The sequence below is a fragment of the Salinibacterium sp. TMP30 genome, assembly GCF_038397785.1.
In the GTDB taxonomy this organism is placed as follows: domain Bacteria; phylum Actinomycetota; class Actinomycetes; order Actinomycetales; family Microbacteriaceae; genus Rhodoglobus.
In genome coordinates, this window is the sequence record NZ_CP151642.1 from 496037 (window position 1) to 508461 (window position 12425).

Annotated in this window: 11 protein-coding genes; 10 read left to right on the forward strand and 1 reads right to left on the reverse strand. The window is 59.0% G+C overall.

Features of this window, described 5'->3' with window-relative positions:
* Positions 1-210 precede the first annotated feature (210 nt).
* Together rplJ and rplL are read left to right on the forward strand one after the other, a co-directional pair.
* Complete coding sequence (rplJ, locus tag AADH44_RS02455; protein WP_341953858.1) at positions 211-726, forward strand: 50S ribosomal protein L10; 516 nt, start codon at positions 211-213, stop codon at positions 724-726.
* A gap of 39 nt (positions 727-765) precedes the next feature.
* The gene (gene rplL, locus AADH44_RS02460; RefSeq protein ID WP_341953860.1) at positions 766-1149 is read left to right on the forward strand and encodes a 50S ribosomal protein L7/L12; all 384 of its coding nucleotides are present in this window, start codon (positions 766-768) and stop codon (positions 1147-1149) included.
* Between the two features lie 348 nt (positions 1150-1497).
* Here the strand turns inward: rplL and AADH44_RS02465 are convergent, their stop codons facing one another.
* Positions 1498-3096 (reverse strand): LuxR C-terminal-related transcriptional regulator, encoded by a 1599-nt coding sequence (locus tag AADH44_RS02465; RefSeq protein ID WP_341953861.1) that lies wholly within the window; start codon positions 3094-3096, stop codon positions 1498-1500.
* A gap of 360 nt (positions 3097-3456) precedes the next feature.
* Here AADH44_RS02465 and AADH44_RS02470 point away from each other — a divergent pair, with 360 nt between their 5' ends.
* From AADH44_RS02470 to AADH44_RS02505, 8 genes are all read left to right on the forward strand, one after another.
* Complete coding sequence (locus tag AADH44_RS02470; protein ID WP_341953862.1) at positions 3457-5526, forward strand: RTX toxin; 2070 nt, start codon at positions 3457-3459, stop codon at positions 5524-5526.
* A gap of 123 nt (positions 5527-5649) precedes the next feature.
* Positions 5650-7503: an ABC transporter ATP-binding protein gene (locus tag AADH44_RS02475; RefSeq protein ID WP_341953863.1), complete on the forward strand. Its 1854-nt coding sequence runs from the start codon at positions 5650-5652 to the stop codon at positions 7501-7503.
* 66 nt (positions 7504-7569) lie between these two features.
* Positions 7570-8157 (forward strand): helix-turn-helix domain-containing protein, encoded by a 588-nt coding sequence (locus AADH44_RS02480; RefSeq protein WP_341953864.1) that lies wholly within the window; start codon positions 7570-7572, stop codon positions 8155-8157.
* On the forward strand, positions 8154-9422 hold the full coding sequence (locus AADH44_RS02485; RefSeq protein ID WP_341953867.1) for an MFS transporter: 1269 nt from the start codon (positions 8154-8156) through the stop codon (positions 9420-9422). Before AADH44_RS02480 ends, AADH44_RS02485 begins: the two co-directional genes overlap by 4 nt.
* 77 nt (positions 9423-9499) lie before the next feature.
* On the forward strand, positions 9500-10729 hold the full coding sequence (locus AADH44_RS02490) for a multidrug effflux MFS transporter (RefSeq protein WP_341953868.1): 1230 nt from the start codon (positions 9500-9502) through the stop codon (positions 10727-10729).
* Between the two features lie 94 nt (positions 10730-10823).
* Entirely contained in the window at positions 10824-11465 is a 642-nt protein-coding gene (locus AADH44_RS02495) for a phosphatase PAP2 family protein (protein ID WP_341953869.1), read from the forward strand.
* Positions 11466-11638: 173 nt separating this feature from the next.
* Positions 11639-12061, forward strand: coding sequence for a helicase HerA-like domain-containing protein (locus AADH44_RS02500; RefSeq protein ID WP_341953870.1), 423 nt, complete (start codon positions 11639-11641; stop codon positions 12059-12061).
* Positions 12062-12108: 47 nt separating this feature from the next.
* Entirely contained in the window at positions 12109-12342 is a 234-nt protein-coding gene (locus AADH44_RS02505) for a hypothetical protein (protein WP_341953872.1), read from the forward strand.
* Positions 12343-12425: the final 83 nt, after the last annotated feature.

Consider the following 12425-nt stretch of genomic DNA (forward strand, 5'->3'; position numbering starts at 1 on the left):
TGTTTGCATGCGCGAGAGTGTGTGTGATCGAAGTTCGTGAAAACGAAGGCCAGCGCAGGTGTGTGAAGTAGATTTTCGGCCAGATCTGGTCGGAACTCAGCTCCGTGCCTCTGCGTTTGTGCAGTAGGGCCGGAGCTTTTTTGTTTCCAGCCACTCTTTACCCTTCCGTGCGGCTCTGAGGCAGACACACATCAACCAGTAGGGAGCACCATGGCGAACAAGGAAGCATCGGTCGCCGAGATGACGGAACTTTTCCGCAGCTCGACCGCCGTTCTGCTAACCGAGTATCGCGGACTCACTGTTGCCCAGCTCAAGACGCTGCGCAAGTCAATCAGTGAGCACGCAACATACGCCGTGGTGAAGAACACGCTGACAAAGATTGCAGCAAATGCCGCAGGGATCTCGTCATTCGACGAGGAACTTGTTGGTCCTTCTGCAATCGCATTCGTACACGGTGACCCAGTCACTGTTGCGAAGGCTATGCGTGACTTTGCCAAGGCAAACCCTCTTCTCGTGGTGAAGGGTGGTTACTTTGACGGTAACGCGCTCACCGCAGCAGAGGTCACCAAGCTGGCCGACCTGGAAAGCCGGGAGGTGCTCCTTGCGAAGTTTGCTGGAGCAGCAAAGGCTTCACTGTTCGGCGCCGCGTATCTGTTCAACGCACCGCTCGCTCAGGCCGTTCGCACGGTCGACGCGCTGCGCGAGAAGCAGGATTCCGCGCAGTAACGCGCGGGTTAATTAGCTTAAGAAATATAGGAGAAAATCATGGCGAAAATGTCAAGCGACGACCTCATCGAGGCCTTCAAGGAACTGACCCTCATCGAGCTCAGCGACTTCGTTAAGAAGTTCGAAGAGGTCTTCGAGGTCACCGCTGCTGCTCCGGTTGCTGCTGCAGCTGCTGCACCTGCTGCTGGTGCCGCTGAAGAAGTTGAAGAGAAGGACTCATTCGACGTCGTTCTCGAGTCAGCTGGCGAGAAGAAGATCCAGGTCATCAAAGAGGTACGTACCCTTACGAGCCTTGGCCTCGGCGAAGCGAAGGCAGTCGTTGATAGCGCTCCCAGCGTTGTACTCGAGGGTGCAAACAAGGAGACCGCGGAGAAGGCAAAGGCTGCTCTTGAAGAAGCCGGCGCAACCGTAACCCTTAAGTAGTATCCAGCCTCACTAGAGGCTTGCTCGGTCAGTATGGCGTCACCCTTCGGGGTGGCGCCATACTGCGTTAAATACCTTCACAAGAAGGCCACCTCGCGGAAATCGCGAGAATCTCGGTATCAGCGCACGCACGAAGGTGAGCATTAGGGAGAGAGGTGGGGCGCCTGGTAACCAGCCGAGCGCCCCACCAACGTGCCGATTCCGTCGACACCGGGGATCAGATTCCGGAGGCGGAATTACGGCACGAGAACCGCTGGGCGCGTAAAGAAGTACGGGCCAGCGGAAGTGGTCTACCAAATGTATCGAGGCGAAACTACCTCGGCAACACCGCTATGGGTGATTGCCGGGTTAGTCGCGGGTGATCTCGACTTGAAGCCCCAACTCACGCGATTTGTGAATCGCTTCGGTGCGCGACGTTACACCAAGTTTCCGGTAGATGTTCTTGAGGTGCGACTTGACGGTATTGACCGAAATGAAGAGTGACACCGCGATCTCGGCGGAACTGCTGCCACGCACGAGTTCCCGTGCGATCGCTCTCTCGCGATCGCTCAGCGACAGAGAATCCTGCGGGCGAAGAACAACCGTCAGTCCATCGAGGCGCTTGACGAGGGTGCCTACCGCTAGCGGCTGACTGCGAGTTGCCGCGCGCGTGAGCATTAACTGTACGGTTTCGCTTGGCACGAGCCTGAATGGGCTGTGCAGACGATTGCGGGTGACGAGGCGCAGCGACCGATCGAATGCGACATCCGACTTCTCATCATTGCCGAGATTCAGATTCGCTGCCGCCTTAATGAGGAACACGTCAGCGAGCGTTCGTGCGGAATGCGCGTCACCGAGAAGTTCGCAATCGCGGAGGGCGTCAAGCGTTCCTCGATAGTCTCCAGTGACAAAGCGCAGATGAGCCACGAGACGACTGGGGCATACCGTGTGATGCTGTGTGGGGGTTAGGTGCGCCAGCACATCCCACGCAGCGCCAGAGTCGCCAAGCTGCAAGAACGCTGCGGCGCGCAATCCACCAATCTCGGTGTCCACGAAACTTAGTGGTTGCCATTCATCTAGAGAGTGGAGCGAGGCACGTAACTGATCGAGACCCTCGTGCGGATTCCCGGCGAATAGCTCAACGTATGCCTGCGCGTAGAGCCCTAGAGGCTCCCAGTCGGATTCGATGATCGACGACTGCAGAACGGAAATCTTTCCCTCTGCGGCATCCGCCCCTCGCTGGTTCACGGTGATGAGCAACTCGGTGAGCAGCGCAGGTGCGTTGAATCGGCTGCGGCGCAGGGCAGGGCTTGCGCCCGTCGACTCCGCGCGTGAAACATAGCTCAATGCGTGCTCAAAGTCTCCGAGCAAGAACTGGATGAGCGCAAGGCCGCCAAACACATCGAGTTGGTCGGCGACACTCAGATTTTTTTCTGCGAGTGACCCGGCCAAGCGATAGTCCGCCTTGGCGCGGTCGAAATCACCGGTGTGCAAAAGGATTGCGCCACGGTGCAATGCTATTTCGGCGCTGAGGGGGATGCGCTTGGCAAGGGGGATGACATCGGGGCCCTCCGCGATCGAGCTAGCGATCGTGATTGATGCGAGGGCATCGTCTAGGCGCCCCAGAGACCGCAACGCGGCGGCATGATGCACGTGATGTGTTGCCCGCACTATCGCCGGTGTTGCGGGGCTGAGCAGCGCAGACGCCGCCTCAAAATAGGGAAGCGCTGCCGACCGGTCGGCAGCCTCCACCGACCGGAAACTTGCTGCGTAGCAGGTCACTAGCCACGGATCGCTATGCCACAAGCTTGAGGGAGTGGAATCGAGTAGTTGGCGGATGAGGCAGCCGGCAGTGCCCGCGAGTTGCGGCCAGACGGTGCTGAGCTCGTTGAGCGCGAGCGCAAAGCTTTCATCAGAGTGAGCCGCACCGAAGGCGCGCTCAAGCGTTCTCACATCGGCTGTCGCCATCTTCTACCCCCTCTTCGAAACGATCGTCTCGATGAGTTCGTGGTTCTCGCCTGGTCGGGTGGGTAACGCGAGAGTAATAAGACTAGCCCCCACAGCGTGTCTGGCTTGCGTTTGTTCCACGGAACCCCCCATAATGGGCACGTTGCACTACTGACCCCGAACGTGTGACACCACCCGATAGAGCACCCGGAATTCCCCGCCGGTCTGATGCGTCCCCTGCGCGTCAGGTTCGAATATTTCCGCGTCGCTCGCTACCCGAGAGCGAAACCCCGAGTGAACAACTTTAAGGCGCGTTGGCGCGCCGCAAATCGAACCCCCCGATTCGATAAGTCCACTGGACAACCAAGCAAGCGTTGGTCGTTGAGAGACACCCGAGGCATCGCCGCAATCGTTGCGCTCGCGCTGGTCGCCGGCTCCGGTCTCGCCGTCGTTTCCGTATCTTCTGCCGCTGAGGCACACACTCCGAGCATTTCGGTTTCGTGCGAGGGTGTCACGGTTACCGGCCTCTACTACGAAGCGAGCGGGTCAGGCGAAGGTCAGCAAAATCTCATCAAGTTCCAGCTTGCCGGCGGTGAACAGCAGATCATCCCGTTCAGCAAGAATGGGTCTCACTTCTTCGCGTTCCCGAGCTCGACGGCTGCTTACACTTTCACCGCATCGGTGACGGCCTGGAACAACCCGACTCACAGCAGTTGGAACCGCGCGTGGACCAAGACGTCCACGCCGTGCGTGTCGCAGAGCATCATCGATGTCACCGCCCCTCGCTGCGACGTTCCCGGTGGTTCGACTGACATCACCGCGACGTTTACAAATCTCGTTGCTGACCGCAAGTACGAGGTAACCCTCGCCGGTGGCGCAAGCGGAACGACGACCTCGAGCTACACACCAACGCAGACCAAGGGAAGCTTCACTTGGAAGGAAACAGCGGCTGGACCTAGCTACACCGTAACGATCACCGACACGACCAACCGCGATCTGACGGCAAGCAAGACCGTCACCTCGGTTCCATGCCCTGAAGTGTCGGGCATTGCGATCACGGCCACCGAGTGCACCGTTCCTGGTGAAGGTGCATCGATCAAAGTGAACCTCAGCAATCTCGTTGTCGGCCGTGAATACCGCATCGATGTGGTCAACGCGAGCTCGAACGCAGTCGTCGATACCCACACTTTCGTCGCCAACGCGGCAACAGGTGCCTATAACTCCGCAGCGACGCCTTCGGCTAGCTACTTCGCAACCGTCGTAGACACAAGTGTGGCCAATGCGGTGCCGCTCACGAGTGCGACGCACGCCTTCCTCCCGTGCCCTGAGCTACTCGTCAAGCCGACGCTTACTGCTACGCAGTGCAACGTGCTCTCGGCCGAGGCCCAAGGCAAAATCGTGGTTGCTGTTGAGGGGCTCGTTCCTGGCCGCGCCTATAGCGTGATCGTGACCGATCCAGCGAACACACCGGTTCTCACGCTGAACAACTTCGTTGCAACGGCTGACCGCTATGACGCTGAGTTGGCGAACCTTGCTGAAGGCAATTACACGGCAACAATCACCGACGTTCTGCTCCCTAGCAACACTGCCAGCGCGACGGTAACGCTGCACCCGTGTGCAACTAACGAGACGACAATTGAGCTTGCAGCCGAACAGTGCACGGCTCCTGGCGGCACTTCGGCGCTGACCGCAACGGTCTCGAGCTTCGCCGTAGGCCGCGACTACACCGTGACGCTCATGCGTGACAACGTGGTTGTCGCCGCGGCGCAGTCGCTTGATTCGAGCACTGCCGATGCGAAGTCGTTCAGGTTCGATGCACTTGCGCCAGACAACACCTACCGGGTGCTCGTCACCGACACGAAGTCGAACCCGACCGTAATCGCAGCAACAGATATTCACCTCGCTGCCTGCCCTGATGACCCGATCGTCATGATCAGCCAGACCGAATGCAACGTTCTTGGTGCGTCAAGCATCGCCGTGCTGGCATCCGACCTGGTTGTTGGTCAGACCTACACAGTTTCAGTAGTTACCAAGCTCGGTGACGATGCTGTCGAAGGGGTCGTACCGATCACCTTCGAAGCTGACCTACCGACGCTCGCGCTCACCTTTACCGGAGTTCCCAATGGAGTGGCCTATACCGTTTCCATTGTGAACGCAGCTCAGACGCTGCGCGCGGAGAGTGACATCACGCTGGAAGAGTGCGATCTGCCCACCTTCCCGCTACCGCCCGAGGAGCCACCAACAACGGATCCTCCGATTGACCTGCCCACCCTCCCGCTACCGCCTGACGGCCCACCAACAACAGTTACCTCGATTGACCTGCCCACCCTGGCATTCACAGGCTCGAGCACTATCGCTCCGACACTCGCTGGACTCGGGTTCCTGCAGCTCGGATTGGTGCTCGTAGGGTTCAGCATTGCGCGACGACGTTCGGTAGTTCGCAAAGGCTGATCCCGACTGTTCGGCGGGCAACTTCGGTTGCTCGCCGAACTTCCCTCTACGGTTTCTCGCACAGCGCACTCAGGCGCTGTGCGATTGGCCGTTAACGAAGAAACGGCGAACTAGTCTCGAACTATGAGCACAGTAGGTGGCGCCCGACGCGGCGGCCGAGTTAGTGGCGGCGACTATTCGGCTCAAAAAGCAGAGAACGCCGCAGCACCCAAGATCCCCAACCTGCTTCGTCGGATCGCCCAACTCTTTGAACCTCACCGCGCCACGCTCGGTCTCACGATCACCCTCGTGCTGATCGGTGCAGCAATCAGCGTGCTCCCGCCGCTGCTCACCAAGCGCGCATTCGACGAGGGCCTATTTCCCCCGGATAGCGACCCCAACATCCCGATCCTCCTGCAGCTCGTCAGCATTATGGTGGGACTATGGATCGCTTCGGCCGCACTTGGCGTCTGGCAGACATATCTCACCGCGACCGTCGGTAACAAAGTGATGGGCGCACTGCGCGTGCGACTATTTGATCAATTGCAGCGGATGGAACTCGCGTTCTTTACGCGAACCAAGACGGGAGTCATCCAGTCACGGCTCCAGAACGACGTCGGCGGTGTTGCTGGCGTGCTTAACAACACCGTCTCGAGTGTCATCGGAAACACGGTGACCGTCATCGCCGCATTCATCAGCATGCTTGTGCTGAGCTGGCAACTCACCATCGTTGCCGTTGTCGTACTCCCCGGAATCGTGGTGGCACAACGCCGAGTCGGCCAAATTCGTGCGCGGATAGCCACCAAGACCCAAGAGTCTCTCAGCAACATGACTGCGATTACGCAAGAGTCGCTCAGCGTCTCTGGCATCCTGCTCTCCAAAAGCTTCAACCAGCAAACCGTGGAGACTGAACGTTACGCGCAAGAGAACGACCTGCAGGTTGACCTGCAGGTACGTCAGCAAATGAGCGGCCAATGGTTCTTTGCCACAGTAAACATCTTCCTGTCGATCATTCCCGCGATCGTCTACGTTGTCGCCGCGTACCTTATTACTGGTGGCGTCGACGTCACAGCAGGAACGATCGTTGCGTTCACGACGGTGCAGGCGCGATTGATGTTTCCGCTGCTGGGTCTCATGCGGGTTGCGCTCGACCTTCAAACCTCATCCGCGCTTTTTGCCCGAATTTTCGAGTACCTCGACCTCACACCAGCCATCACAGATAAGCCAGACGCTCGACCGGTACGAAAAGCCGCGCTGGGAGCGGTCGCATTCGACAACGTGACGTTCCGCTATCCCGATGCCGACGCATCCACTAAGGCGACGCTTCAGTCGGTGAATTTTTCGATCGAGCCCGGCCAGTATGCCGCTTTCGTGGGGCCCTCAGGTGCAGGCAAGACAACGGTTTCCTACCTGATCCCGAGACTGCACGAGGCGAGTGAGGGGCGCGTGATGTTTGCAGGGGATGACGTGCGCGACCTATCGCAAGACTCCTTGATCAAAAACATCGGCATCGTTAGCCAGGAAACGTACCTCTTTCACGCGAGCATTGGCGAGAACCTCTCCTACGCGCGGCCCGATGCGAGTGTTGAGCAACTGGAGGCCGCAGCCCGTGCGGCCAACATCCACGAAACAATCATGTCGTTCCCTGACGGCTACGCGACGATTGTGGGCGAGCGAGGTTATCGATTGTCGGGTGGCGAGAAACAACGGATCGCCATTGCGCGCGTGCTCCTCAAAGACCCGAGTGTACTCATTCTCGATGAAGCCACAAGTGCGCTGGACTCCATCTCGGAACGCACCGTTCAGGGGGCGCTAGACACAGCATCGAGAGGTCGGACGACGATCGCGGTAGCGCACCGGCTCTCGACCGTGCGCTCAGCCGACGTGATCTTCGTTGTTGACGCTGGATCGATTGTGGAGCGGGGAACTCACGCGGAACTGCTCGAACGAGGTGGGGTGTACTCGCGGCTGTACGCGGAGCAAAACCGCACCGACTAAAAAATTGCGCAGCATTTTTATACAAGAACCATTGCACAATTGTTCTTGTATAAATACTATGAATGCATGACCGAAGACCGCGCGGCATCCGCAGCAAGCTCAATTCTCCTCGACAGCATCAAACGGATGCGAGCCCTCGCACATCCGTTGCGGATGAAGCTATTAGCTGAGCTCCGCATCACCAGCCCAGCCACCGTTGGCATGCTCGCTGGTGAGGTCGGGGAGTCCGCCGGCACCGTGAGCTACCACTTGAAAGCACTCGCCTCCAGTGGCTTTATCGAACTCGTTGACAACACCTCAGGCGATCGCCGTGAAACTTGGTGGAGGGCGAGCCACGAGTTCACAGAATTGGGCGCTGTGGAGCCAGGAGCCTCCCCAGAGTTTAGAGAGGCCAACAATCAGCTGCGCCATCAGTCGATTGATATCTTGGCAACCGAGATGCATCGCGCGGTGGAGCGGGAGCGGGAACTGCCCGCAGAATGGGAAGGTGCAGCAGGAGCCTCAGATGTCACAGCCTTTCTAACTGCCACCGAACTAGCGACGGCGACGGCAGAACTCGAAGCCGTTCTCAGCAAATGGCACGAATGCAGTGACCGCACGCGAGCGGATGCGCAGGGGGTGTACCTGATCGCCCAAGCGTTCAGACGACCGTGAGCACGCTGAGTGAGCGGAGAGAACTATCGCCAGTCGGCGGTAGCCGGTTGGCTGCCTGGCCGCTGATTGTTCTGCTCAGCGCACACGGACTTTCATTGGTGGGGAACGCGGTAACGGTGATCGTTGTGCCTCTCTATGTACTTCAACTCACAGGCTCGGTAGCCGCGACCGGAGTGGCCGGAGCCTTCGCAACAGTGCCAATGATTATCGGTGGTGCACTTGGCGGTGTGCTCGTCGACCGATTCGGCTTTCGGCGGGCAGCAGTCGTCGCCGATGTCGCGAGCGGGGTAACAGTGCTTGCGATACCGCTGTTGGCCCTCACCATCGGTATGTCTTTCAGCGTCTTGCTGCTTCTTGTCTTCCTCAGCGGGCTTCTCGACACTCCAGGGCGCACGGCGAAAGAGGCGCTGGTGCCCGACTTAGCTGCTAAGGGCGACGTGCAATTGACGCGCGCGACCGCAGCAAGCTCAGCGATTTCGCGCTCCGCGATGCTCATCGGTGCCTCTCTTGCTTCCGTTCTGCTGGTTTCCATTGGTGCTCTGAACTCTCTGTTCGCGGATGCTGTCACCTTCGCCGTCTCTGCTGTACTGATCGGTGTTGTATTGCCACGCTCAGCGACGTCGGAAACGACGGCACCGGAAGGGATGCCGCCGGCAAGCGTGTGGGCGGAGTTCGTGGAGGGTGTCCGGTATGCGGCTCGAACCCCGATCATCCGGAGCGTTGTCATTCTTGTTGTAGTGACGAACCTGATAGACGCCGCCGGATTCTTGGTTCTGTTCCCTGTCTTTACGCGCACGGTTACGCAAGACGGTTCGCTGTTCGGGCTCGTTATGGGGTGTTTCGCCGGTGGTGCTGTGGTTGGTGCCGTTACGTTCGCCAAAGTCGGGCATCGACTGCCGCGGAGAGCGCTGCTGATTGGCGGCTTTCTCATCGCCGGACCAGTACCATACCTAGCGATGTTCGCGATGGTGTCGCCAGCAACCCTACTGATGGCGATGGCAGTCGCAGGCCTTGCTGCCGGAGCGATCAATCCGCTACTAACCTCGACTCTTTACAAGTTGGTTCCGCGTGAGCTGCGTGCACGAGTGTTGGGAGTGCTCACCACAGGGGTTACGGCGGGGATGCCGCTAGGTAGCCTTCTCGCGGGCTCTGCGGTCGAGCTTTGGGGGCTGGCACCAGTTCTGTTGAGTGCCGCCGCCGTTTACGGAGTTTTCGCCCTGAGCCCACTTTTCGGCAAATCGTGGTTGGCGCTTAAGCGGGCGTAGGCTGGGTTAGTCCTCGGGGTTGCGGGCACTCTCTTTTTGTCGCGCCCACTATGGGCAATCTCCTAGCAAGGATTCGTTTGACTACCGTCGTTCATCCTGGTGACTCGCTATCTGCACGCCAGCGTCTCGTCTATGTCCTCGTGCTGGGCGCATTGACCGCGCTTGGCCCTTTCACCGTTGACCTCTATCTTCCTGCCTTCCCGCTCATCGAGGCTGACCTGCAGACCACCGCTGCCGTGGTCCAGCTCACTCTCACAGCAACGACGCTGGGGTTCGCGCTTGGCCAGCTCATTGTCGGTCCGCTGAGTGACCGTTTAGGCCGACGACTTCCACTTATTGTGGCAACCAGCGTGCATTTAGTGGCGAGCCTCGGAGTAGCACTCGCGGGCAACATTGAGTTGCTGTTCGTCTTTCGGCTGGTGCAGGGGATGGGTGCTGCGGCAGGTGCTGTAGTAGCGATGGCTGTTGTGCGTGACCTCTTCGGAGGATTGCCGCTCGTGCGGATGCTGTCTAGGCTCGCGCTCGTTCAGGGTCTCGCACCGATCTTGGCTCCGCTTATCGGTTCGCAGTTACTGCTGATCACCCCCTGGCGCGGAATGTTTGTATTCTTGGCGATCTATGGCGCCCTCGTGCTCCTAGCCGCCTGGTTCTTTATCGTCGAAACCCTGCCGCCGTCTCGCCGTCGGGATCTCGGTCACGCCACCGCACGGGATCGCTACAAAGCTCTCTTCACCGACCGAGTGTTCGTGGGCACAGCCATCATCGCTGGTATGACCTTTTCCGGGCTCTTCGCGTATCTCTCGTCTTCTCCCTTCCTTCTGCAGAACGTTTACGGTCTCGATCCGCAAGCTTTTGGGCTCGTGTTCGCTGCCAACTCGATCGGCATTGTGGTCGGTGTGCAAACAAGTGCATTCCTGATGCGCTATATCGGGCCACAGTGGATCCTCGCGGGCGCCGGTATCGGGTTGCTCCTCTCGGCATCCGCGATCGTGTACTTGAATGTTGTGAACGGTGATCTGTTCGCCGTGCTCATACCGCTCTTCCTGTTCGTTATGTTCTGTGGCTTCTCGTTCCCTTGCACGCAAGTTCTCGCGCTGGCAAATCACGGGGGAGAAGCAGCAACCGCGGCATCCGTCTTGGGAGCCGTGAACTTCGGTCTTGCCGGTCTCACCTCGCCCATTGTCGGAGCATTTGGCATCACGAACGCGATTCCGATGGGAATAGTGATGGGGTGCACGGCGACGGTCTCGATTATCGTGATGTGGGTCGTGGTGCGCCCACGCTCGGTGCCCGCTCTCTCGCGCTAAGACAGCACTGCCCAGCACGATCTGACGGACGCGCGGGCCCGATGTGATCCTTCTGTATCGGTAATTCTTGAGGTTTGCGCGCTATCGTGAAGGCGTGGATCAACAGCTCTCTCACGCTAATGCTCGTCGTGTCACCGCGTTCTGGCCGCTAATAAGCGGCGTGGGAGCGTTGACCCTTGCCGTTCTTCTCGGGGTGCTGATCGCGACTCGCACCAGCCCAATAAGCCTCGATCAGCTTGTGCTCGACGAATTTCTTGAGAATCGTGCTGACCTCTTTACTGTGCCAGCGCTTGTAATGAATTTCATTGGCGGTGGATGGTTTGGCGTGTTTGTCGTGCCTTTGGGTGGCGCGCTTGCTTTCTTCATTGCCAAGCGACGATGGGCGGCGCTGTATTTCATTGCGGCATCCGCGCTCAGCGCTGGAGTTGTTCAGTTACTCAAGACAACCTTCGGACGCGCGCGCCCCTCTGAGATTCTGGTGACAGCCGATCTTGGCTCATTCCCGTCGGGGCATGTGGCGAATTCTGCGACGCTTGCGGTTGTTTTGATCATCCTGTTGCAGCGCCGTTGGGTATGGATTGCTGGCGTTATCTACACCATTTTGATGGTTCTGAGCCGCACCTATCTGGGTGCACATTGGCTCAGCGACACAATCGGCGGTGCATTAATCGGTGTTGGTGTCGCGGTGATTCTGTGGGCGCCGTTCGCACGAAAGATCTCCGCCGAAAGTGGCTGAAAGCAACCAGGAGTTTGGTCAACCGCAGGCGAAAATCGTGGCCTAAACGAGTGCTTGGGGGTCACCACTACATAGGCTCCAGACGCATGACGGATGCCGCCGCGTAACTAGAAGCAGCCAAGAAGGCCCTAGCCGAAGCTCAGGCTGCGCTCACGGCCGCCGAAGCAGCATCAGTGGATGCCACAACTGCTACGTCGAACCCGGCGGCACCTAACCCAGCGGTACCCAACCCGGCGGCGAAGTCAGCGACGGTAGACGGCCCGCTCAACGACGCTGAAGTGGCCGCAGTTCGCGCTGGGTACGCCGTTGAGGGAGACGTTCTCGAGATGGGTGCACTCGTCAACGGTGGAGTGCTCGCTGACGTACCTGTTCGCATCCCGGTCGCGATGCTTAACCGTCACGGTCTGGTTGCTGGCGCAACGGGAACGGGTGTTCCGATTCGTGCGACGGTATCGAGCTTTGGCCCGCTGCTGCTCTCAAAGGTGTTGGGCCTCAATGACACTCAGGAGTCAAGCCTAGGGTTGATCTTCCACTACGCAGACCAGGAGAGGTTGCCGCTTGCCGACCTCTTCAATGACCTCCCCGAGCCCCGCTAACGGCGACGTATGGCATCGCCGTCGTTCGTGAGTCTGCTCGAGAAATTTTGGCCGTAAAGCTGAATGCCGCAGCGGAAGCGGATGCTGCTGTCGAGGCTGCAAACGAGGCGGAGAGGGCGGCGAAAGCCACCGCGAAAGAGCGAGCAAAGGTGCAGGCTGAGTATGACCGTGTGCTCCGGGACTTGAACAAAAAGCCCACGGCGAAGACGTCGACGCGCGCTACCGCCCGCACATCGACGCGCACGCCGCCGAATGTTTTTGGTGACGTGTTGGGTTCATGAACTGGACAAACGGTGGTTCGTGAGGTTCTGCGCGGAATTTTCTCCACGTTCAAGCGACGCTAGCGCTCACGACAATCCGGATG